The 21,623-nt window shown below is 73.3% G+C and carries 20 protein-coding genes; 5 read left to right on the top strand and 15 right to left on the bottom strand.

Features of this window, described 5'->3' with window-relative positions; all coding sequences use genetic code 11:
- Positions 1–10 precede the first annotated feature (10 nt).
- Positions 11–1,777, top strand: coding sequence for a 2-isopropylmalate synthase (locus tag ACGF5C_RS23175; RefSeq protein ID WP_393304713.1), 1,767 nt, complete (start codon positions 11–13; stop codon positions 1,775–1,777).
- A gap of 223 nt (positions 1,778–2,000) precedes the next feature.
- A complete protein-coding gene (locus tag ACGF5C_RS23170) occupies positions 2,001–2,951 on the top strand; it encodes an alpha/beta fold hydrolase (RefSeq protein ID WP_393304711.1) in 951 nt (316 codons plus the stop codon).
- Here the strand turns inward: ACGF5C_RS23170 and fxsT are convergent.
- From fxsT to ACGF5C_RS23095, 15 genes are all read right to left on the bottom strand, one after another.
- Complete coding sequence (fxsT, locus tag ACGF5C_RS23165; protein WP_393304709.1) at positions 2,945–6,859, bottom strand: FxSxx-COOH system tetratricopeptide repeat protein; 3,915 nt, start codon at positions 6,857–6,859, stop codon at positions 2,945–2,947. The genes ACGF5C_RS23170 and fxsT overlap by 7 nt on opposite strands.
- Positions 6,856–8,064: a TIR-like protein FxsC gene (locus ACGF5C_RS23160; protein WP_393304707.1), complete on the bottom strand. Its 1,209-nt coding sequence runs from the start codon at positions 8,062–8,064 to the stop codon at positions 6,856–6,858. The genes fxsT and ACGF5C_RS23160 overlap by 4 nt, the downstream gene beginning before the upstream one ends.
- Positions 8,051–8,731: a TIR-like protein FxsC gene (locus tag ACGF5C_RS23155; protein ID WP_393304705.1), complete on the bottom strand. Its 681-nt coding sequence runs from the start codon at positions 8,729–8,731 to the stop codon at positions 8,051–8,053. The genes ACGF5C_RS23160 and ACGF5C_RS23155 overlap by 14 nt, the downstream gene beginning before the upstream one ends.
- A 77-nt stretch (positions 8,732–8,808) precedes the next feature.
- A complete protein-coding gene (locus tag ACGF5C_RS23150) occupies positions 8,809–9,630 on the bottom strand; it encodes an aminoglycoside N(3)-acetyltransferase (RefSeq protein WP_393304858.1) in 822 nt (273 codons plus the stop codon).
- Between the two features lie 20 nt (positions 9,631–9,650).
- Positions 9,651–11,996: an FxsB family cyclophane-forming radical SAM/SPASM peptide maturase gene (locus ACGF5C_RS23145; RefSeq protein ID WP_393304857.1), complete on the bottom strand. Its 2,346-nt coding sequence runs from the start codon at positions 11,994–11,996 to the stop codon at positions 9,651–9,653.
- Positions 11,997–12,236: 240 nt separating this feature from the next.
- Positions 12,237–13,139: a DUF4231 domain-containing protein gene (locus ACGF5C_RS23140; protein ID WP_393304703.1), complete on the bottom strand. Its 903-nt coding sequence runs from the start codon at positions 13,137–13,139 to the stop codon at positions 12,237–12,239.
- 65 nt (positions 13,140–13,204) lie between these two features.
- The gene (locus ACGF5C_RS23135; protein WP_393304701.1) at positions 13,205–13,651 is read right to left on the bottom strand and encodes a SitI3 family protein; all 447 of its coding nucleotides are present in this window, start codon (positions 13,649–13,651) and stop codon (positions 13,205–13,207) included.
- 11 nt (positions 13,652–13,662) lie between these two features.
- A complete protein-coding gene (locus tag ACGF5C_RS23130) occupies positions 13,663–14,085 on the bottom strand; it encodes a hypothetical protein (RefSeq protein WP_393304855.1) in 423 nt (140 codons plus the stop codon).
- A 152-nt stretch (positions 14,086–14,237) separates the two neighbouring features.
- Positions 14,238–14,765: a DUF6244 family protein gene (locus ACGF5C_RS23125; RefSeq protein WP_393304699.1), complete on the bottom strand. Its 528-nt coding sequence runs from the start codon at positions 14,763–14,765 to the stop codon at positions 14,238–14,240.
- 80 nt (positions 14,766–14,845) lie between these two features.
- On the bottom strand, positions 14,846–16,030 hold the full coding sequence (locus ACGF5C_RS23120) for a hypothetical protein (RefSeq protein WP_393304697.1): 1,185 nt from the start codon (positions 16,028–16,030) through the stop codon (positions 14,846–14,848).
- On the bottom strand, positions 16,027–16,539 hold the full coding sequence (locus ACGF5C_RS23115; RefSeq protein ID WP_393304695.1) for a SigE family RNA polymerase sigma factor: 513 nt from the start codon (positions 16,537–16,539) through the stop codon (positions 16,027–16,029). The genes ACGF5C_RS23120 and ACGF5C_RS23115 overlap by 4 nt, the downstream gene beginning before the upstream one ends.
- A 155-nt stretch (positions 16,540–16,694) precedes the next feature.
- Positions 16,695–17,054 carry an FG-GAP repeat domain-containing protein gene (locus ACGF5C_RS23110; RefSeq protein WP_393304693.1) on the bottom strand — a complete coding sequence of 120 codons (360 nt, stop codon included), beginning with the start codon at positions 17,052–17,054 and terminating at the stop codon, positions 16,695–16,697.
- Between the two features lie 186 nt (positions 17,055–17,240).
- Complete coding sequence (gene trpS / locus ACGF5C_RS23105) at positions 17,241–18,299, bottom strand: tryptophan--tRNA ligase (RefSeq protein ID WP_393304691.1); 1,059 nt, start codon at positions 18,297–18,299, stop codon at positions 17,241–17,243.
- An 84-nt stretch (positions 18,300–18,383) separates the two neighbouring features.
- Positions 18,384–18,560, bottom strand: coding sequence for a hypothetical protein (locus ACGF5C_RS23100; RefSeq protein ID WP_350712322.1), 177 nt, complete (start codon positions 18,558–18,560; stop codon positions 18,384–18,386).
- Between the two features lie 44 nt (positions 18,561–18,604).
- Positions 18,605–19,054 carry a PRC-barrel domain containing protein gene (locus ACGF5C_RS23095; RefSeq protein WP_393304689.1) on the bottom strand — a complete coding sequence of 150 codons (450 nt, stop codon included), beginning with the start codon at positions 19,052–19,054 and terminating at the stop codon, positions 18,605–18,607.
- Positions 19,055–19,340: 286 nt separating this feature from the next.
- Between ACGF5C_RS23095 and ACGF5C_RS23090 the strand changes: the two genes are divergently transcribed.
- The 3 genes from ACGF5C_RS23090 to ACGF5C_RS23080 all read left to right on the top strand — a co-directional run bounded on the left by ACGF5C_RS23090 (position 19,341) and on the right by ACGF5C_RS23080 (position 20,992).
- Positions 19,341–19,808, top strand: coding sequence for a hypothetical protein (locus ACGF5C_RS23090; RefSeq protein ID WP_393304687.1), 468 nt, complete (start codon positions 19,341–19,343; stop codon positions 19,806–19,808).
- A 146-nt stretch (positions 19,809–19,954) separates the two neighbouring features.
- Positions 19,955–20,518, top strand: coding sequence for an alpha-ketoglutarate-dependent dioxygenase AlkB (locus tag ACGF5C_RS23085; RefSeq protein WP_393304686.1), 564 nt, complete (start codon positions 19,955–19,957; stop codon positions 20,516–20,518).
- Between the two features lie 213 nt (positions 20,519–20,731).
- Positions 20,732–20,992: an SCO4848 family membrane protein gene (locus ACGF5C_RS23080; protein WP_393304684.1), complete on the top strand. Its 261-nt coding sequence runs from the start codon at positions 20,732–20,734 to the stop codon at positions 20,990–20,992.
- Positions 20,993–21,623 lie beyond the last annotated feature (631 nt).

Below are 21,623 nucleotides of genomic sequence, written 5' to 3'. Positions count from 1 at the left end.
GGGAGGCTCCATGGCAAAGGCGACTTTTCCGGTAGGACAGGTGAGGCAGCGGGCGAGCCGGCTGCCGTACCGGCGGTACGCGCCCGCGCCCGCCGTGGATCTGGCCGACCGGTCCTGGCCGGCGAAGCGGATCACCACGGCGCCGCGCTGGTTGTCGACCGACCTGCGGGACGGCAACCAGGCGCTGCCGCACCCGATGGACGTCGACCGCAAGGCCCGGCTGTTCCGGCTCCTCGTCGCCATGGGCTACAAGGAGATCGAGATCGGGTTCCCGGCCGCCAGCCGGACCGAGTTCGAGTTCACCCGCAGGATCATCGAGAACGGCGAGATCCCGGACGACGTCCTCATCCAGGCGATCGTGCCGGCGCGCGAGGAGCTGATCCGGCGTACGTTCGACGCGCTCGCCGGGGCGCCGCAGGCCGTCGTGCACCTGTACAACTCGACGTCGCCGACGCAGCGTCGGGTCGTCTTCCGGGCGGACCGCGAAGGCGTGCTGCGCCTGGCGGTCGACCACGCACGCCTGTGCCGGGAACTCGCCGACGCGCACCCCGGCCGGATCGGGTTCGAGTACTCTCCCGAGTCCTTCTCACAGACCGAGCTGGACTTCGCGCTCGACGTCTGCGCGCAGGTCACGGACGTCTGGGACCCGGCGGACGACCGGGAGATCATCATCAACCTGCCGGCGACCGTCGAGTGCGCGGGGCCGCACGTCTTCGCCGACCAGGTGGAGTGGATGAGCCGCAACCTGCCCCGGCGGGAGCACGTCTGCCTGTCGCTGCACCCGCACAACGACCGCGGGACCGGGGTCGCCGCGGCCGAGCTGGGCCTGCTGGCCGGCGGCCAGCGGATCGAGGGCTGCCTGTTCGGCAACGGCGAGCGCACCGGCAACGTCTGCCTGGTGGTGCTGGGCCTCAACCTGATGAGCCAGGGCGTCGACCCGCAGATCGACCTGTCCGACATCGACGCCGTCCGGCACGAGGTCGAGCAGTGCACGGGGATGCGGGTGCCGGAGCGCTACCCGTACGCCGGCGACCTCGTCCACACCTCGTTCTCCGGGTCCCACCAGGACGCCATCAGCAAGGGCCTGCGGGCGTTGTCCGAGGACGCGGCAGACCGGGGCGTGGCGTTGTCGCAACACCGGTGGGACGTGCCGTACCTGCCCATCGATCCCAAGGACATCGGGCGGTCGTACGAGGCGATCATCAGGTTGAACAGCCAGTCCGGCAAGGGCGGCGTGGAATACCTGCTGCGGTCCTGCCACGGGTTGAACCTGCCGCGCAGCCTCCAGATCGAGGTGTCCGGGCTGAGCCAGGCGGTGTCCGACGACGAGGGCAGAGAGGTGACCGCGGAGGAACTCTGGGCGGTCTTCCGCGCCGAGTTCCTGCCGGCCGCCCTCGACGTGCAACTCGTGTCGTGCGAGCTGTCGGCGGGCGCGCCGGGGCCGGGCGCGGTCAAGGTGGAACTCGCCGTGTGCGGCGGGCCGCTCGTCGTCGGCGGCGACGCCGGCCACGGGTTGCTGCCGAGCATCGCGCGGGCCCTCGCCCAGTCCGGCCCCGCACCGGTCGTCCTCGACCACGTCGAGCAGGCGTTCACCCTCGACGAGGAGCCCGGCACGCTGGCGTACGTGCGGTGCCGGGTGGACGGTCGGGCGGTCTGGGGGTGCGGCTTCGACCCGGACCCTGCGGCCGCCTCGCTGCGCGGTCTGTGCGTGGCACTGCACCGGGCCGGCTGGCGCCCGTCCGCCGTCCTGCCCTCGGCGCAGCCGTCGCAGGGGTGAGTCCACGCCGCCGGGCCTCGGCCGACGGCCAGCCGGAAGTTCCAGCCGAGGTGGGCCGGTAGGTGTCGTTTCCGACAGATCCGGCCGGTTGTTGAACCTCGCCATAGCGGCGCGACCGGGCCGACCATTAGGCTCATTTGCTGAGTGGGGCCGCCAGACATCGCCTTCACTCGATGCCGGGTTGCGAGTATTGGCTGGTTGCGGCACCGAAGGGCAGGATGGTGTGACCCGAGACGGCGAGCCAGGGGCCGACTTCGCCACACGCGAGGACAGCAGACGCGTGGCGTACGAGGTGACCGGCGCGCCCGACGGATTCCCCGTCTTCCTGCTCCACGGCACACCTGGCAGCCGCCGTGGCCCGAAGCCCCGCAGCATCGTGCTCTATCGCATGGGCGTCCGGCTGATCGCCTACGACCGCCCCGGCTACGGCGACTCCGACCGGCGGGAGGGCCGGGACGTCGCCGACGCCGCCCGCGACGTCGAGGCGATCGCCGACCACCTCGGCGTGGAGCAGTTCGCCGTGGTCGGCCGTTCCGGGGGTGGCCCGCACGCCCTCGCCTGCGCGGCGGACGCCGAGCTGCGCGGCCGGGTGGCCCGGGTGGCGGTGCTGGTCAGCCTCGCCCCGTGGAACGCGATGGAGTTGGACTGGGTCGGGGGCATGAACACCGGCAACGTCCGAGGGTTCGGGGTGGGCACCCCCGACACCGCCGCCGTGGTGGAGGAGATCCGCCAGCGCGCCGAGCGGGCCGCCGCGGATCCCCGGCTCCTGCTGGCGGATCTGCGGACGGAGATGAGCGCGGCGGACCGTCGGGCGGTCAACGACCCCGCGCTGCGCCGGTTGATCACGGACACCTACGAGGAGGCCCTCCGCGCGGGCCCGTACGGGTGGATCGACGACGTGCTGGCCTTCCGCCGCAACTGGGCGTTCGACCTCAAGGCGATCGACACCACCGTGACGCCCGTCCGGCTGTGGCACGGCGCCGACGACAACTTCGCCCCGGTCAGCCACGGCCGCTGGCTGGCCGCGCAGATACCCGGCGCCGAGATGGAGATCCGGCCCGGCGCGGCGCACTTCGACGCGGTCGAGGAACTGCCGCGCATCCTGCGCTGGCTCACCGACCCCGCCTCGGCGCTGAGCGGTGACCTGCTGATCGGGGCGCGGCCCGGTCAGTAGGGGTGCGGGTCGAGGACCCGGCGCACGTACCGCCCGTCCCGCAGCAGCACGACGCTGGGGTGGTGCTGCCCGATCCGGTTGGCGAGCCGGTCGGCGATCCGCATCCGGCCGATGCTCACTCGCCCGCCAGAGGCGGCCTGGTTGGCGGTCTCCAGGTTGCCCCGGCTGCGCAGCGTGTCGGGATGCTCGGGCCCGAGCACCTCGGCCAGCCGCTCGACCACGGCCCGCAGCCGCTCGCGCCCCTCCTCCGGGTCGCCGGCGAGGATGGTGAAGACCGCCACGTTGTTGGACGCCGCCATGGTGAACGGGTGCCGGTCGCCGAGCGTGGCGAGCAGGGCCGCCGCCGTGGCATCGGTGAGCGGCCGGCTGGCGCCCGTGTCGCCGGCGTCCCACAGGGCCACGCCCAGGTTGACCCGGCAGACCAGGGAGTACGGGTGCTCGGGCCCGAACACCCGGACGAACATCTGCTCCACCTCGCCCAGCTCCGCCAGCGCCTGGGCGCTGTGGCCCTGCAGCATCAGGTTCGCCGTCCGGCTGAGCCAGCTGAACAGGGTGTCCGGGCTGGCCGGCCCGAGGGTGGCCAGCAGCCGCTGGTAGGTCTCGTCGAGCAGGTGGGCCGCCTCGTCGATCTCCCCAGTGCTGCGCAGCGACACGGCCAGGTTGGCCTGGGCGGTGAGCACGTCCCGGGAGTGGTCGCCGAAGAGGTTGCGGTAGCCGGTCACCACCTCGCGCAGCAGCGCCACGGAACCCTCGTAGTCGCCGGTCTCCCGCAGGTCGCGGGCGAGGTTGTTGGCCGACGCCAGGGTGTTCGGGTGCTCCGGACCGAGGACGACCCGCAGCCGGCGGTTGGTGGCCTGGTCACCGTCGAGGGCCCGGTCGAACATGCCCATCAGCCGGTAGGAGGCGGCCAGGTTGTTCGCCGCGGTCAGGGTCCGCCGGTGGTCCTCGCCGAAGACCTCGACCGACGCGGCGTACGTCCGCAGGTCACACTCCAGGGCCTCCCGGTATCGGCCCAGCGTACGCAGGTCGGCGCCGAAGCCACCCGCGGTCATCAGCGTGTACGGGTGGCTGTCGCCGATCAGCGCCTCCTGCTGGCGCAGGGTGTCCTCGTCCAGCCCGTGGGCCTCCTCGAACCGCCCGAGCCGGCGCAGCAGGTTGGCCAGGTTGAACCGCAGGTGCAGCAGTTGGACGCGCAGCTTGCGGTGCTCCGGCCCGTCCGGCGGCAGCTTTCCCAGCAGCGCCGACCAGACGGCGTCGGTCTCCCGCGCGTACCGCTCGCCCTGCTCGTAGCCGCCGTTGACGTAGATGTAGCGGACCCGGTCGATGACGAGCTGCCGGACGTCGTCGTCCTCGCAGGAGATGGCGTCGGAGCCGTCGAGGTGGGGCCAGAGGATGCGGAACCGCTGCTGGTTCGCCGGGTCCTCCACCTCGCCCGGCGGGCGGGAGCCGGCGAGGATCTGGTGCACCTCGTGCTTGGCCGCGACCAGCTCGTCGTCGGACATCCGGGCGCGCAGCGCGGCCTGCAGCAGCCGGTGCACCTGCACCCGGTGCGCGTGCGGGTCGAGCTTGATCAGCGCGAGCTTGTTCATCCGCTGCACCAGTGCCGCCGCGATGTCGCGTTCGGACACCCGGTCGGCGACCCGGGCGGCCACCACCGGGTCGTGGGGGGCGATGACCCGGGCGACCTGGTCGCCGTAGAGCAGGTCGAGGGAGATCTCGGGGGCGAGCACCGACGCGAGCTGCAGGAGACGGTACGCCCCCGGCGAGCCCTCCTTCAGCCGTTGCAGCGGGAGGTCCCAGACCTCGGTCTCCAGGCCGGTGCGGCGGAGCCCGGCCAGGTACTCGTCGACCGGCGTCCGGGTGTCGGCCAGCCACGCCCCGACCGTGGCGACGAAGATCGGCACGTTCTCCACGGCGTCGGCGACCTGCTCGGCCTCGGTGATGCTCATCAGGTGCTCGCCCAGCCGGGCGCGCAGGTGCGCCACACTCTCCGCCCGCTCGAACGCGTCCACGTCCACCGCCCGCGCCAGGTCGCCCCAGTCCGGGTTGCGGGTGGTGACCAGCACGTGGCCGTTGCCCTGCGGGAGGTACGGCCGGACGTGCTCGTACTGGTCGGCGTTGTCGAAGATCAGCAGCCAGTGCGGCGGCGCGGTGCCGTCCGCGCGGCGCTCGGTCTGGCTCAGCCGCTGCCGCAGGGCGCGGTTGGTCTCCGGCATCGTCGTCTGGGTCGGCAGGCCCAGTTCCTCGCTGAGCTCCACCATGCGCACGTCGACGAACTGCGGCGGGTCGGCGGCGACCCACCAGATGATGTCGTACGCGCCCCGGAACCGGTGGGCGTACTCGATGGCGAGCTGCGTCTTGCCGAGGCCCGGGCCGCCCCGCAGCGCGACCGGGGTACCGCCGCCGCCGGCCGCCTTCAGCTCCTCCCGGAGTCGGCGCAGCAGCTCCTCGCGCCCGGTGAAGCGGGCGTTGCGGGCCGGCGCGTTGAACACCGCGGCGCGTACCCCGGGGAAGCGGGCGGGGCGCAGACCGGCCGTGCCCACCGTCCGCCCGACCAGCTTCAGCAGGTGCGCGGCGGCCTCCTCGCTTGTGAGGTCGTGCACGGCCGTCCAACTGCCGATCGGGACGTCCGGGACGGGCGGGGTGTCGTCGACGTACACGGCCAGCCAGGCCGGCGCGCCGCGGTCGCTCTCGGGCACGCCGAGGGCGCGTCGGGCCGACTGGTAGGACCGGGAGACCAGGCGGAGCTCGCGGAACGCCGTGCCCGGCGGCACCGGCGCCGGGTCGTCGAGCGGGGCGGTCACCACCCGCAGGTCCGCCGAGTTCAACACCGACTGCGCCCACTCCGCCCAGACGTGGTCCTCCGGCACGTGACGCAGCACGACCAGCTCGTCGACGACCGCCGGCTTGCGCTCGAAGCGCTGCACCGTCTGCCGGCGCAACTGGTCGTCCATCCGGGGCAGCCCGGTGATCCTGCCGTTCGTGATGTGGCTGGTCAACGTCTCGTACGCGCTCAGCAGGGTGGTGCGGCCACCCGGCTCGTCGCCGAAGGTCGCCAGCGTCTCCTCGTACGCGTAGTACGCCCGGTAGGGCACCTCGACGGTGAGCCAGTAGTGCTGCCGCTCGGTGTCCGTCATGCCACCGGGCAGGCCGGTGAACCGCTGCATGGCCAGCGCCCGGCCGGCGTCCCGCTTGCCCTTCTCCCCGTCGTCGACCCGCATCGGCACGGGCAGTACCCGCCGCGCCCGCCGGCCCTCGTAGTCGCGGACCCGGGCGGCCACCGCCGCGGCGCCGTCGATGCCCTGGTCGCTGAGGGTGAAGCAGTCGACGAGGACGTCCGGCAGGTGGATCGTGCAGATCTCGGCGACGTCGCTGATGCCGGTGCGGCTGTCGATGAGGGCGTAGTCGTAGTGCCGCTTCATGTCCTCGCGCAGCGCGTCGAAGAACTGCGCGCCGCCCAGCCGGTTGTAGAAGTTGTCCCAGTTCAGGCCGGTCACGCTGGTGGCGTAGTCGGGGTTGTGCCGGCCGGCCAGGAGCAGGTCGAGGCTGCCGCCGCCGGGGAACTCCCACCCCACCGAGAACGCGTACCGGTGGACCCGGGCGTACTCGCGGTGCCAGTCGCCGGGGCGGGTGCTCTCGGCGCCGTCCTCCTTGCGCCGGCGGGCGTTCTCCCACTCGTAGTCGAGGATCAGGTCCATCACGCCGCCGGTGGTGGCGACCTGCTCCGGGTCGAGGAACGGGGCGTAGAACCGGTGCAGGCCGGGGGACTCCAGGTCCCAGTCGGCGACGAGCACCCGCTGGCCGTTCGCGGCGAGGATCCACGCGGTGTTGGCCAGTGCCATGGTGCGGCCCGTGCCGCCCTTGTATGAGTAGAAGGTGACGACCTGGCCTTCGCGCGATGGCGTCATCGTTCGTCCTTCCCTCGCGTGACGTCGAACGGCCGCACCGGCGGCGTCGGGCTGCTTCCTGGCGGTGCCCCGGTCGGCCGGACCGGCCGCAGGCTCGGCTTCGGGGCGGCCGGCCCGTCCGGCGGGTCGACCGGGCCGTGCCGGAGGAACTGCTTGCGGGCCTCGGTCACCAACAGCGGCGCGCAGCGTTCGAACTCGTCGATCGCGCGCGCCGGCAGCACCCGGGGGAAACCAGCGTCCTGCAACGTACCGGCGATCGACTCCGGGACCGGCTCGCCACGCTCGTGCTCGGCGGCGATCACCAACGGGACCACCCACCGGGGCATGCCCTCCAGCGCCGACCGGGCCGCGGCGGCGCCGGTGGCGGCGTCCACCAGCACGACGGTGGGGCTCTCCGGAGCCAGGGCCCGGGCCTGCGCCAGGTCGACGACCTGGGTGGGCAGGCCGAGCCGCTCGGCGGTCGCGGCCATGTAGTCGGCCACCGCCAGCTCGTGCTGCCCCGCGTAGGGCTGCCACCGCGCGTGGTCGGTGAGGGTGGTGACCACCAGCGCCGGGCCGCCGCTGTCGGTTACCAGGTGGCTGGCCAGCGTCGCCGCCCGGGAGCGCGGCAGCGGCTGGGTCTCCGTCACCGTGACGATCCGCTTCGCCAGCGCGGTGAGGACCCGCTCGTACTGCCGCCGGTAGGCGCTGAGCTTGCAGAGCGCGCGCAGGCCGTTCTCGGCGTAGTCGGCGCGGTCGTCGGCGTCGGCGACCAGGTCGAGGGCCTGCGTGGTCTCCGGCCGGTCGCCCCAGGACGGCAACGGCAGCCACAGCACCGGCAGGAGGTGCCGGTCGGCACGCGCCGGGCCCAGCCGGGTGAGTCGGCTGCGGAACGACTCGCGCTCCCCCAGAGCCCAGGCGTTGCGGAAGTAGTTGGGCGAGTGCAGCGGCACGAAGACGTGCGTGAGACTGAGCGCCTCGGTGAGCGTCTGCCGCAGATCCGCCCCGGGGCTGACCAGACCGTCGAAGAAACCGGCGTCGAGGTCACCGGTCCTCGTGGCGCCGTGCCGGACGGCCGCAGCCAGGTCCTGGAAGAACCGGCTGACCCAGTAGTCGGTGTCCGGCCGGGGTGCGGCCGACAACGGCACCGAGTGGGCGTAGCTGAGGAAGAAGTAGGTCTCCCGGCGGGGGACGGCGCGGGACTGCGGGAGGTCAGACCACGTCATGCCCGACCTCCTTGAACGTGTCGCGCAACTGCCGCACGTCGCCCGGGACCTGCGCCCGCACCCAGTGCGTCTGGTACGCCCGCGCGATCCGCTGTGCCAGCCGCCAGACCACCGCGTCGTAGGCGTCCTTGCCGTTCTTGCCGAGGCTCAGCAGGCCGTAGATGCCCTCGTCGTGGTACTGCGGGGCGATGTCCGAGGGCAGCCGGGTGGGGGTGAACATCTGCCGCCGCGACACGACCTCCGGCAGGCGTCGACGGTCCACCACCGACCAGTTGACCGGGATCACCGGCGTCTCCCCCGCGGACGGCTCGGCGCCCGGGCGGGTCAGCATCCGCCGCCGGGTGAAGGCGTCCCACTCCCGTGCGCACCAGGCGCTGTTCAGGTACTGCGGCGAGATCAACGGGATGAAGACCTGGCAGTGGCCGGCGGCGAAGGCGAGGTCCTCCGTCCACACCTGCCCGCCGTCGAGCATCCGGTCCATGAAGCCCGCCGTCCGGCCGGGGCCGAGGCCGAGCAGTTCCACGACGTGGTCGGAGAGGTCGACGAAGAGCTGGAAGACCTTCTGGTTGGTGTCGCGCGGCGGCGCCGCCACCCGGTTCTTCGTGCGGGCGTAGCTGAGGAAGAACACGGGGGCGCTCTCGTCCTCCCAGTACGTTTCCTCTGTCACCTACCGCTCCCGACCGGCGCAGCGAGTCCCGGCTGCCCACATTATCGACAGCCGCCAACTTTTGGCTGCCCCGCCCGTCACCCTCGGTGTTCATCCATCCACCCCCGGGCGAAGTCGACCGCCGCCCGGAGGCCCACCAGCCGGCACTCGGCGCCCCCGACCCGGCCGCGCCGCGCCCCTCCGGCGTCGGTCAGCGCCCGGCCGATCAGCGGGAAGTCGGCATCGTCGAGGTCCGGGGCGTGGAAGTCCCGCCGGACCCGCCGCCCGTCGGGGCCGCGCACGTAGCACCGGTACGCCCGCTCGGCGGGCGGCCGGCGCAGCCGGTACTCGGCCAGGTGGAACGCGGTGCAGGCGGACCAGTCGACGCCGAGCAGCAGCACGACGGCGTCGGCGGCGTAGAGCGCGCCGAGGGGCGAGCGTTCGCCGAGGTGGCAGGCGAGGTCGTGGACGGCGGTCAGCCGGGCCGCCCCGGGGCCGAGGGCGGCGAAGGACGTCTGCGGGTGCCGGCTGCGCAACGCGCCCGACTGCCGGCGTACGTGCTCGGCGAAGATCCCCATCCCCTCCGACGGGCTGCGGTCCGGGTCGAACGGCGCGATCGCCGCCTCCACCGCCGCCACCTCGGGCCCGGTCAGCCCGGCGGTCGCCGCCCGGAACGCCCGCGACGTGACGGAGTTGCCGGCCGTCTGGGCCGGTACGACCACCGTGCCCCGTTCTCCCAGCACGTCCCGCAGGGCGCCCAGCAGGGCCGCGGGGCCGCCCGCGACCGGCCCGACCCGGGACAGGGCGCAGTGCACCAGCACGGTGGCGCCCGGCGGCAATCCCAGCTCGCGCAGGCCCTCGGCCAGCGCCCCGCGCCCGAGGGCGGGGTGCCGGCCCGGTGCGGGGTCGGCCCGGCGCACGCTCGGCAGGGCACCGCCCGTCACGGCCACCCGTCCACCGTCGCGCGCATCCGTCGGACGAACCGGTCGCCGGGGGCCGTCAGGACGCCGAGGTCGAGCAGGGCGTCGATCGCCCCGTCGGTCCAGTCACGGTAGCGGCGGAAGTGCCCCTCCGCGACCGGGCCGGGCCGCCTCCGCCACACGTCGGCAACCGCCAGGTGGGCGTAGACGCCGTGCAGCGCGCCCTCGACCGGCCGGGGATCGTCGCGCCACGGCACGGTCAGCGTCCGGGTGTCGTCGCGGTCGAACAGGTCGCAGACGTCCAGCGCCGCGCTGAGCTTCAGGTGCTGCACCTCGTGCACGAGCAGCACGGCGAGGGTGGCGTCGTCGGGTACGGCGGTGACGGCCACCGCGCCGAAGGCCGCGCCGGCGGCGGCGCTGCGGAACCGGCCGGTGCCGTCCGCGCGCAGCGGCACGACGGCCCGCAGCAGGGTGCGGACCCCGGCCGCGTAGTCGGGCGCCTCGACGTCGATCCGCCGGACCGCCCGCTCCAGTTGTCGCGTCCACCCCAGGGCGGCGGGGCCGTCCAGCCGGGGCTCCACCGGGACGTCGTAGCAGTCCCGGTGCGGGTCCGTGTCCTCCAGCAGCAGCCGGTGCCCGTCGACGCCGACCGCACGCACCGGCAGCCAACCGTCCGGGCCGTCCGCCCGCGCCGGGTCGCCGTCCCGGCCGGCGTCGGGGATGACCCGCCGGCCACCGACCCGGACGTCACCCTCGTCGGTGGCGAGCCGGACGACGCCCCGCTCGGCACGGCCGGCGATCGCGCCGAGCGTCGGCAGGCCGACCAGCCCGTCGCGCACCGGCACGGGCAGGTCGGCCCGGACCCGGGCGTGCACCGCGGCGGCGGCTGCCACGCAGGCCAGGTACGACACGTCGGCCGCCCCGTCCCGGCACCGCCGGGCCCAGCGCCGCACGAACGGGTGGGTCAGCACGGCGCGGACCGCCTCCGGGCGTCGGTCGTCGAGGTCGACCAGCAGCCGCCATCCCTCCGCGGCGACCGGGTCGGAGCCGGCCCGGTCGCTGAGGGCGACCAGCAGGGCGCGCACCAGCGCCAGGTGGATCGCGGCGAGCTGCTCCGCCGAGCCCGCCGTCCCCGGCCCGGCGCCGAGGTCGTCGAGCACGTCCGGGCTGAGCGAGTCGGCCGGGCGGGCCGGCTCGTCGACGGCCGGGGCCGCCGTCACCACGCGGACGAGCTTCAGCAGGTCCGGGCAGTAGACGGACGGGTTGTCGAAGCCGTTGCCCGCCCGGTACCGGTGGGCGTAGAGCCCGCCGCCGCAGTGCCGCACCACCGGGCACGCGCGGCACGTCGCGCAGAGCCCCGCCAGGCCCGTCTGCCGGACGGCGATCCCGGGGTGGGCCGCGGCGTCGTCCACCCGGTGCCGGAACACGTCCAGGCCGGTGGCCGCCGCGCCCTCGAAGGCCGACTTGAGCGAGTCGACCTGCTCGAAGGTGCCGTCGGTCTCGACGACTACCAGGTCGGCCGGGCCGAGCCCGACCGCCTCGCTGCGGCTGCCGTGCCCGGACGCGGTGGAGATCAGGGACTCCAGCAGGCGGATCGGCACCGGGCGCCCGTCGGCCAGCCAGCGCCGGTGCACGGCCAGCAGCCAGTCGGCGTACGGCGTGGCGCGGCCGTCGGGGCGGGCGGGCGGGTTGTCCCAGTTGGCGTGCGGCAGCAGGAAGTCGACGTGCGGCGGCTCCTCGGCCAGCAGCGCCTCGTACACCCGGATGGGGTCGTTGGCCACGTCGACGGTGCAGAGGATGCCCGCGTAGGCGGACCGGTAGGCGGGACTGCGCAGCAGCGCCAGGGCCCGCAGCACCTGGCGGTGGCTGCTCGCCCCGTTGGCGTGCCGGCGGTGCCGGTCGTTGGCGGCCCGGTCCCCGTCGAGCGAGATCCCGACCTTGATGTCGTGGGCGACCAGCACGTCGCAGATCGCCGGGGTGAGCAGCACGCCGTTGGACTGCATGCGCAGGTCGAGCCGCGCCACCGGGTCGACGGCGCGGCGCAGGGCGGCGGCGGTGGCGTCGAGTCGGGCGGCGCCGGCGAGCAGCGGCTCGCCGCCGTGCAGGACCACCCGGACCCCGTCGAGCCGGTGCGCCGCGGCGTGCTCCGCGATCCGTCCCGCGACGGCCTCCACCGTCTCGGGCGCCATCATCCGCGGCTGGCGTCGCCACGACTGGTCCGGGTGCTCGTAGACGTAGCAGTGGTCGCAGGCGAGGTCGCAGCGGCTGACCAGCTTGAGCACATACTGCGACAGCGGGGCGACGCGCCCCGTCGGCTCGCCGCCCGCCCCGGCCGGGTCAGATCGCAGAGATGAAGGCCGCGACATCGACACGGGCCGGACGGTCCTCCCTGCGGGTGGTCACGCGGGCGACGGACCGGGCCCGGTCGAGGGAGATCCGGCCGAGCGGGGTGCGCCGGAGGTCGTCCAGTGGCGGCGGTGTCGGATCGGGCTGGCGTACGGTGCGATTCACGTCGGTTCCCCCATTTGGGTCGGGAGTGGACGGACGCCGTCCACGGCGACGGTCAACGACACTATCGACGATGCTATATGGCACAGCGCGTGATGTCACTGCTGCGCAGCGCCATCTTGCTCGATCATCTTCGCCATCCACCCCTCGTTGGACAGCGAGATGATCCGTTCCGTCTCCGCGACGAACGCGTCGTCGCCGGTCCAGCCCCGCCCGGCCTCGCGGGCCACCCGCAGCCGCGTCAACTGGTCGGCGGTGCGGGCGTACTCGATCTGGTGGTGCTCGTACTGCTGGGCCGACCCGTAGCCGACCAGCGCCGTGGTGACGGCCGCCGCGACGCCGATCCAGGCGGTGAGCCCGAGGTTGTCACCAAGCACCCCGACCGTCGCGGACATCAGGGCGGCGGCGACCGTGAGGGCGGTGGTGGCGTACCGGATCCGGCGCGCCGCCCGGGCCATCCGGCGGGCCCCCGGCAGGTAGTAGTCGTCGACCTGCCGCCCCAGCCGTTCCGTCAGGTACGTGGCCACGTCCGAGACCGCAGGCAGCGGCCGGGCGGCCGGCGGCGCGTCGAGGGTATGGCCCACCAGATCGCCCGCGTCGTCCATGAGCGCGTCGAGTCGGCCGAGCAGGACGGCGTCCCGGTCGGCACCGCCGAACGGGGCGACCCCGGCGAGATAGCGGTAGACGTCCGCCTTCAGCGCCTCCGAGACCGAGCGGAGCCGGGCCCATGCGTGCACCGCGTCGCGGCCGGCCCACCGGGCCGCGACCGGCACCAGGAGCAGCGCCGCCGCCGCGACGATCGCGAGCGCCCGGCCGGCGCCGCGGTGGGTCTGCCCGAGCTGGTTGGCGAGGGTGCCGCACACGGCCGCGCCGACGGTGAGCGCGGCGACGGCCAGGCGCGCCCGGGTGATCACGCGCTTGGCCTCGACGGCCGCCCGTGACCAGGCGGCCTGCCGCTGCCACACCGTCTCGACCACTGCCGAGGTATCGAAGTTCGCCACGATCGGATGGTAGGACGCCGACGCCCGTCCCCGGCCGCGGCGCGGCGCCGGTCGCGGCGACCGGGTCAGCGGGGCAGGAAGCTGTCGTACGCCTCGTCGTACCAGTCGGCCTCGTTGTGCCGGCGGATCGTGCCGCCGACGCGGGTCAGCATCAGCCAGTTGTCGTTGAGGACCAGCGCCGCGTCCTCGGACCGGTCGGCCAGGATCCGACCCACGGTCCGCAGCATGTGGGGCCTTCCCTGCTCGGTCAGGGTGTCCTTGCGCATGTGGAAGTCGACGTCGACGTAGGTCTCCGGCTCCCACATCCACAGCCCGCCGTCGTCCTCCGCCTCGTAGTAGCCGTGGCTGCCGGCGACGATGGTGACGACGTATCCGCACTCCTCGTTCAGGTTCGCGCGCAGCATCCGGTTGCCGGAGAGCGTCGACGTCTCGGTCGCTCCAGGAGCGGCCAGCTCCGCCACCGGCTCCAGCGGGACGTCACCCGCGAGCGTCAACCGGTACTCGATCGCCATGATGCCCCTTCTCAGTGCCGCCGGACGATCTGAATGATCGCACCGCCAGGTGTGACCGCTGCCAGCTCCTTCAGATCGGGCATCGGCCAGTCGTCGAACTGCTTCTGCAGTGCGGCGAGATCACCCTGCCAGTCGTGGAGGTTGAGCACCACGCGTTGGGTCTGCTCCCGGTCGATCTTCCTCGCCACGGAACTCCAGACGGATCGCGGCGACACGAAGGGCGTGGGAGAGTAGCAGTCGAAGACGTGGCCCTCGATGAGATAGTCCGGCGCCCCTTCGTCCTTCCCGGCGTCACCGGTGTCGAGCCGAGCCTGCGAAATCTCCTGCGTCGTCGGGTTCTGGTGGACCCGGTAGCCCCTGTCGGCGAGGGTTTCGGCACAGTCGTTCTCCAGTTCCAGCGATCGTCGCTCGGTTGGCCTCTCCTTGGGCGGGATGCGGGTGCGTGGTCCGGTCGGTGCGCCGCCGGGAACCCCGGTGGGTTGCCTGGTCCACGGCACGAGACTGGAGGCGTCGCCGCCTGCGGCGGGGACGGTGGAGGCGTGATCCGCGGGGGTGGGGCCGGTCGGCGTGGCGCCGCCGGCCCCGGTCAGTTTCCCGAAGACCCCAGCTGCCGCGCCTCGGCGATCGCCGTGTCGACGAACTGCCGGGCGGTGCCGGCGCGCTGCACCGTCAGCACCAGCACCTGCTTGACGTTCTCCAGCGCCTGCACCAGCGGCCCCGGCTGCCCGCCCTGCAGGACGGTGGTGACGAGTCGTTGCGCCTCGCCGACCTGGGCGATGGCGGCGGCGGCCGCGCCGCGCATGCCGTCGATCGCGGTGCCCACGGGGGTCAGCCCGGCGGTCGTCTCGTCCGGCGTGGCCTCCTGCGGGACGGCCGCGGTCGCCTTCGCGGCCTCGCCGAGCGTGGTGGCGAGGCCGCCCAGGCCACCCCGGATTCCCGCGATGGCGTCCCGCACGCGGGCCAGGCCCGCAGCCACGGCGGCGAAGCCGGCGCCGACGGCCCGCAGAGCCACCTCCTGGGCCTGCTTGTCGGCGGCGGCCGCCAGCCCCTGGGCCCTGTCGACTCCGGCCGTCAACGCACGAAGCTCCCCGGTGATCTTTTCGATGTGCGACACGGCGTCGACTTCCCCGATCGAAGGCAGTAAGGATGCTCGAGCTGCAACCTAACGACAACCGTCCGTCGCCACCAGACCGGTCACCCGGTCCGCAGCCACCACAGCACGTGGTTGTTGCCCGTGTCGGGATCCGGCCGGCCGGTGCGGATGTCCGTGGTGAAGCCCCAGTCGGTCACGCAGGCGTCGATGTCGAACTCGAAGGTCAGGTCGACGCTCTCGCCCGGCTTGAGTCCCCGGTGCCCGCCGTCCTGCGCGGGATGGCCGGGGGTGTCCAGCCAGTAGGGGCCGTCGTACGAGCCGTTCGGCAGGAACGCCCCGCCCCGCCACTCCAGGTGGAACCGGTCGGAGACCTGCCTGCTGTGGTTCGTGACGGTGAACGTGACGGAGACGTGGCGCGTCGCTCCCTCGCACGGCCCCGAGACGGGCCCGGCGACGGGCGTGGCGACGGTCAGGCCCAGGTCGACCGGGCGCTGTTTCACCGGGAAGCTGGTGTCCCCGCCCACCTGCCCGTAACCGTCGCCGTTCCAGGCGTACTGCCGCTCCTGGCGCTGCTGGTCGACGGCGGTGCGGGAGTCGGCGACGGTGGCCGTGAGGCCGCCGCGCGGGCGGGGCCCGATGTCGACGATGGCCGGCATCTCGGCGGTGGTCGCGACCACCTGGCCGAGGGTGGCGACGCGGCCGGCGGCGTCCCGGTCGAACGCCACCACCTGCTCCGCGCCGTGCCCGCACCGCAGCAGGGCGGCGGTCTCCAGCTCGGCGTCCCCGTCGAGGTCGGCCTGGCGCAGTTCCACGACGCCCACCCTGGCACCGCTGACCTTGGCCGACGACGCCAGCCGGACGAGGCCGTCGGCGCAGGTCGCGCCGGACGGACCGGTCCAGGGCCAGCCGGGTACGGCGACGGGCGCGGCGGTCAGCTCCGCCACCGTGACGGGGCCGCCGCCGCGCGCCGGGACCGTCCTCGACGGGGACGCGCTCGGTGACGGCGTGGCGCTCGCGCTCGGGGCGCTCGGCATGCCGGTGGTGTCGGCGCTGGCCCCGACCGTGGCCGGGTCCGGGCCGGGCTGGCCGCGGCCTGTGCCCATGAACGCCGCCACCGGCAGCACGGCCACCAGGCCGGCGGCGACGGTCGCCGTGGTGACCCGCGTCCTGCGCCGTCGGGCGACCATGTCGCGTACGCCGCCGGGGGGACGGACCGTGGGTCCAAGGTCGGCGGTCAGCCGGCCGAAGGCGTCGTCGATCAACTGGACGTCGTCGTGCTCGCTCATGACACGTCTCCTCTGAGTTGCCTGGCCAGCGCGGCACGCCCGCGGCTCAGCCAGGACTTGACGGTTCCCTCGGCGACGCCCTCCTGGGCCGCGATCTCGGCGACGGAGAGCTGGGCCATGTGGTGCAGCACGACGGCTCGACGGTGCTTGGGCGGCAGCGTGGAGAGGGCCTTGACCAGGGCGACCCGGTCGGGATCGGGGCCGTCGACGACCGTCAGGCGCTGCCGGCGGAGGAAGTTGGCCGCCGTCCGGCGGCGCCGGAAGCGGCTCGTGGCCAGGTTCCACGCCACCTGCCGCACCCACTGGGCCGGGTCGTCGTAGTCCCGGATCTTCTGCCAGCGGACGTACGCCCGGCAGAAGGCTTCCTGCACGAGATCCTGCGCCTCGGCGAGGTCTCCGGCGTACGCGTACAGCTGGAGGGTGAGCGACTGGAACCTGGCCCGGTAGAACTCGTCGAAGTCGGTGGCACGGGCGTCGTCCGGCGTCACGACCATCGGCTTGACCGGCATGGCATCACGTCGCCTCTCATCCCCGTGGCTGCGGCTGGCGTCAGCCGTCGCAGGCACACGCGCGAGCGGACCGGTGGGTTGCACCTGGTTCCGCCCGGAGACGGGACCGCCCCCGGTCGCCGTGAGCGTCCGGGGGCGGTCCGTGGCGGGCACGCTCAGATAATGATCTTGAAAATGTTCCAGCCGCTGCCGGCCTGGACCCGGGCGGCGAAGGAACCGTTGCCGAGCCCGGAGTAACGCCAGAGGAGGCCGCCCGCGTCGCGGGCGACGAGGTCGTTGTGGCCGTCCTCGTCCAGGTCGCCGATGGCCACGACGCTGTTGTAGATGTTCCAGCCGGCGTAGCCTTGACACGCGCGCTCCAGCCCTTGTTGCCGTTGCTGAGGTAGTGGTACATCACGCCGTTGGCGTCGATGCCGAGCACAGGTAGCGGTGCCCAGGTGCGCCTTCATGTACCCGTTGCCGTCGCGCACGAGCAGGTCGGGATTCGCGTCGCCGTTGTAGTCGCCGAACGGCACCAGGGCCGTGCCGCCGATCGGCTGATCCTCGCGCCGCCGGGCGGGCAGACGACCTCGTGTCGCAGCCGCCCATGATGCTTCACTTGCCCCGCTCGGGGCCGGCCATGCACGCCAGTTCGGTGGTGCGGCGGCCGGCCCGGAACCGGGCGGTCCCGGTCCCGGGCCGGGCGCTGCGCGTACGACCGCTCAGGCCGGCGTGGCCCGGGCCTTGCGGCGCCGCTCGGCCCGCCGCCGCACCTGGGTGTACGCGCTCGTCAGTCCCATCGCCCGGCGCGCCTCGACGACCGTCTGCCGCACCTCGTGCCGGGTCCGTTCGGTGCCCTCGACGATCAGCTCGTCGACCAACCCGGGGTCGGCCTCGAACCGCGCCCGGCGCTCGCGGATCGGGTCCAGGAACCGGTTGAGCGCGACGGCCAGCTTCTCCTTGACCTCCACGTCGCCGACCCGCCCGGCCCGGTACCGCTCCTTGAGGTCGTCGACCTGCCCACGGTCCGGGTTGAAGATGTCGTGGTACGCGAAGACCGGGTTCCCCTCGACGGTGCCCGGCACGTCGGCGCGGACCCGGTTCGGGTCGGTGTACATGCCCATCACCGTACGGCGGACGGTCGCCGCGTCGTCGGAGAGCGAGATGGCGTTGCCCAGGCTCTTGCTCATCTTCGCCCGGCCGTCCGTGCCGACCAGGGTCGGCGTCTCGGACGCGATCATCTCCGGCACGGGGAACACCTCTCCGTAGAGGTGGTTGAAGCGCCGGGCGATCTCCCGCGTCACCTCGACGTGCGCCGCGTTGTCCTTGCCCACCGGGACGACCTGCCCCTTCACGCAGAGGATGTCGGCGGCCTGGAGGACCGGGTAGCCGAGCAGGCCGTACGGCATCTCCTCCTTGCCGGAGTCGCGGGCCATGTCCTTCAGCGACGGCACCCGCTCCAGCCGGGGCACCGTGACCAGGTTCTGGAAGAGGGTGTTCAGGTCGCCGACCTCGGGGATGGCCGACTGGAGGTAGAAGGTCGCCTGCGCCGGGTCGACGCCGGCGGCCAGCACGTCGGTGACCATCTCCCGGGCGTTCACCGCGACCCGCTCGATGTCCTCGCGGGTGTTGCGCGTGGTGAGCATGTGCAGGTCGGCGATGATGAAGAAGCTCTCGTAGCGCTGGTGCAGCCGCACCCGGTTGGCGATGCTGCCGACGTAGTGGCCGAGGTGCAGCCGCCCGGTGGGGCGGTCCCCGGTGAGCATTCGTGGAACAGACATGGTGGTAGGCCTTTCGTGCGTGACGGACGAGGTGCGCGCGGTCGCGCGCCGACCGGGAGGGTCCCGGGATCGGTCGGGGTCGGCTCAGTGAGCCGACCGCCATCGCCCGCCGTCGCGGAACCGCAGTCCGCCGGCACGAAGGAGGTCGATCATCTGCTCGCGGCCGTCGCCGGAGCTGGTGGGGAAGGTGGTCACGACGCCGAGCGGGAGGCCGTCGACCGGGTCGACGACCCCCGGCGCGTAGCTGATCGGCCGGACCATGTTTCCTACCGTAACCGGTCGCTCCGTGCGGGACCGGCCCCGGGTCAGCGCTGCCGGTAGGTCTCCCGGTAGTAGTCGCCGACCCGGTCCCGGTAGTCGGTTTCCTGGTAGGCGTCCGGGTCGAAGGCCGGGGACTCCTTGACCTGCTTCCGGGTGCGGTCCACGTGCACGGTGCGGTCCAGGTGGTCGACCCGCGTCACCGTGCCGACCGGCAGCAGCACCTTGTGGCCGAAGATCCACGGCCCGGTGTCCACCACCAGCCAGCGGGCGTCGGTGTCGTCGCTGGCCGCGTCGACCGAGCCGATTTGCCCGTCGGTGGCCTCCACCCGGTAGCCGACCAGGTCGACCGGAGTGCCGGGGCCCGGGGCGTCGGGTCCGTTGCCGCCGCCCTCCGGCCCGTCCGGCGGCGCGGCGTCGGGGCTCGCCCCGGCGTACCCGCCGGCGAGGGCGGCCGGATCGCGCCAGGCCCAGGGGTTGAACGTCGACGGCTGCACGGGCCACCTCCGATGACGGTCGTTCGCGGTCGGGGAATCATTGCCCAACCCACGCGACCAGGAAACAATTCGGCAATTTTCGGTTCACAGAAATGTCTCGTGCGAAATTCGTCATAGTCGTCGACCGCCGATGAGTGGCGATGCCTCTTCGCAGGTGGCGTCGGTCGGAATTGGGCGACCGCACATCGAGGCGCAATGCGGAGTGTTCACCCGCCACATTCGTTCCGTGGCCGCCGGCCGACCATTCTGGTCCCGTATCCGTCGCAGGAAGAAGAGGGGGACGCAGATGTACCGCACCATTCGTCGGATCGGGCTCGTGCTCGCCGTCGCGGTCGGGCTCGTCGCCGGGGCCGGGGCCACCGCACAGGCCGCCGTCGTCAACCCGGTGACGCCGCAGGCGCTCTGCGGGCTCGGCTACACCGTCCAGGACCAGGACCCGATCCACCACGCGCAGACCGGCGTGCGGCTCGGCACCGTCTACCTGATGTACAACCCCGTCGTCGGGTACGGCTGCACGGTCACCGTCAAGTCCGCGTACGCCGGCTCGCTGACCCGTACCCAGGTCTACCTCGCCGCGCAGTACCTGCCCACCCAGGTCGACGACGGCAACAGGCTGTGGGCGGCCGGCCCGACCAGGGCGTACGTCAAGGGTGGCTGCATCATCTGGGGCGGCTTCATGGCCGACCCGACCGGCACGATCCACTACCACGACCGGGCGAACCCCGCGATCGGCGGAATCGGCACCTGCTTCTGACGGAGCTGGGGAGGCCCCCGGCCCGAGGTGGGCCTCCCGTTTCCGCGACCACCCGTTCGGTGCCCCGTCCCGCAATTGTGGAAATGGCGGAACGGGTGCGCCGGATGCGCCCGCGCCGGCCTCGCTCTGCCGTTACCGTCGGGCTGATGGGACGGATGCGTGGCGTCCACGAGCGACCGGCGGGTCTGACGTACCAGCCGGACATGGTCGACCCCGACGAGGAGCGGTCACTGCTCACCGCGCTCGCCGCGTTCGACTTCCGGGAGATCCGCATGCACGGGCAGATCGCCCGGCGGGCCGTCCGCCACTTCGGCTTCGACTACGACTACGGCTCGTTCCAGCTCACCGAGGCCGAGGCGTTGCCGGTGGAGTTGCACGGGGTCCGGGAGCGGTGCGCAGCGCTCGCCGGCGTCCCGGCGACCTCGCTCGCGCAGGCCCTGGTCACCCGGTACCCGCCGGGCTCGGTCATCGGCTGGCACCGCGACGCCCCCGCTTTCGGGCCGACCGTGGTCGGGCTCTCGCTGGGCGCCGCCTGTCTGTTGCGCTTCCAGCGGGGCACCGGCGACGACCGCAGGGTGTACGAGGTGGAGCTGGCGCCGCGGTCGGCGTACGTGCTCGCCGGCGCGGCGCGGGCGAGCTGGCAGCACAGCATCCCGCCGGTGCCGGCCCTCCGCCACTCGATCACCTTCCGGCAACTCGGCGGCAGGTGACCGGCCACGCCCACCGGGCGGCCCGGATTCCGCGCAGCCTTCCAGCCCCTGCCAGGAACAGCACCCGGCTCGGGCGGCCAGGGTCGGCAGCCGGACCGCGGGCGTCCAGGTGTCGCATGGCGGAACCGGCCGCCGTGACGGGTCGTGACCTGGGCCTCGGCCGGCCCGCCGCCGCACCGGCCAGCCCGCCCGGCGCTGGCATACTCGGCAGTCATGGTGCTGTCGCGTAACTGGGCGCTCTTCCTCACCGGGGTCGGGATCTGGACCTGGGTGATCTGGCCGAGGTTCGCGGTCGCCATCTGGAAGGACCCGCGGTCCTGGTCCACCGGCACGGTCGGCGAGTTCCCCGCCACGGGCTTCCTCTGGATCCACGCCCTGCTGATCGCGGCGTCCCTGGCCATCGGCACCACCGTCGGCGTGCTCGGCGTCCGTGCCTGGCTGGCCGGGCGGCGTACCGACCGGTCGACGCGCTGACGGAATCGCCGCCCGACCCCGCGGGACATCCGGGGTGCTCGGGGCGCCGTGCGCTCGGGGCACGACCTCCCCGGAAGAGCCGCCGAGCGTGCCGCACCGCCGCTGACCAGGCCGGATAGCCGGGCGGGAATGGTGTGACGGGGGACGCCACCCCCGGATTTGACGTTCAAACCCGCAGACGCGTAACTTTCTCTCTGCCAGCGCGGAACGGGGCGAACAGGGCGAAAGACCTGGAGTTCCACACCACACTGGTGTCGGGTCGGTCGGGAGTCACCTCCCGGACGGCACGGGCCGGGCGGGGCCCGCCGGATCTGTCGCGAGGCGGATTTGGTGGAGCGGAGCCGACCGGGTAAGGTTTGACGCCGGCAGGAAACCGGGCGAGCTCGCGGGAAACCGCAGAGCGGCCGGTCTGCCGAAATCCGATGATCAGGTGTGGCGGTTCGCCGTTGCGCACGTTCGTCGGTGCCAACCCGCACGAAGCACGACAGACCGGGACAAACGGTTTGACACGGCGGAGACGGTGAGGTAACGTAGTAAAAGTGCCCGGCGCGAGAGCGGCGGGGATGTGAACGAAATGCCCCGGGTCGGGGGCTCCACGGTGTGGGGTTTCCGGGCGGTGTGTGGTTGTTCT

The organism is Micromonospora sp. NPDC047620 (assembly GCF_043205005.1).
GTDB lineage: Bacteria > Actinomycetota > Actinomycetes > Mycobacteriales > Micromonosporaceae > Micromonospora.
Note: the sequence above shows the minus strand (reverse complement) of the source record. Positions and strands in the feature narration are given on the sequence as shown.

Excerpts from the sequence above, each read along its gene's own strand:
- ACGF5C_RS23175 (WP_393304713.1), top strand. The coding sequence starts at position 11 with ATGGCAAAGGCGACTTTTCCGGTAGGACAGGTGAGGCAGCGGGCGAGC.
- fxsT (WP_393304709.1), bottom strand. The coding sequence starts at position 6,859 with ATGACGCCATCGCGCGAAGGCCAGGTCGTCACCTTCTACTCATACAAG.
- ACGF5C_RS23160 (WP_393304707.1), bottom strand. The coding sequence starts at position 8,064 with ATGACGTGGTCTGACCTCCCGCAGTCCCGCGCCGTCCCCCGCCGGGAG.
- ACGF5C_RS23145 (WP_393304857.1), bottom strand. The coding sequence starts at position 11,996 with ATGTCGCGGCCTTCATCTCTGCGATCTGACCCGGCCGGGGCGGGCGGC.
- ACGF5C_RS23135 (WP_393304701.1), bottom strand. The coding sequence starts at position 13,651 with ATGGCGATCGAGTACCGGTTGACGCTCGCGGGTGACGTCCCGCTGGAG.
- ACGF5C_RS23120 (WP_393304697.1), bottom strand. The coding sequence starts at position 16,030 with ATGAGCGAGCACGACGACGTCCAGTTGATCGACGACGCCTTCGGCCGG.
- ACGF5C_RS23115 (WP_393304695.1), bottom strand. The coding sequence starts at position 16,539 with ATGCCGGTCAAGCCGATGGTCGTGACGCCGGACGACGCCCGTGCCACC.
- trpS (WP_393304691.1), bottom strand. The coding sequence starts at position 18,299 with ATGTCTGTTCCACGAATGCTCACCGGGGACCGCCCCACCGGGCGGCTG.
- ACGF5C_RS23100 (WP_350712322.1), bottom strand. The coding sequence starts at position 18,560 with ATGGTCCGGCCGATCAGCTACGCGCCGGGGGTCGTCGACCCGGTCGAC.
- ACGF5C_RS23090 (WP_393304687.1), top strand. The coding sequence starts at position 19,341 with ATGTACCGCACCATTCGTCGGATCGGGCTCGTGCTCGCCGTCGCGGTC.
- ACGF5C_RS23085 (WP_393304686.1), top strand. The coding sequence starts at position 19,955 with ATGGGACGGATGCGTGGCGTCCACGAGCGACCGGCGGGTCTGACGTAC.
- ACGF5C_RS23080 (WP_393304684.1), top strand. The coding sequence starts at position 20,732 with ATGGTGCTGTCGCGTAACTGGGCGCTCTTCCTCACCGGGGTCGGGATC.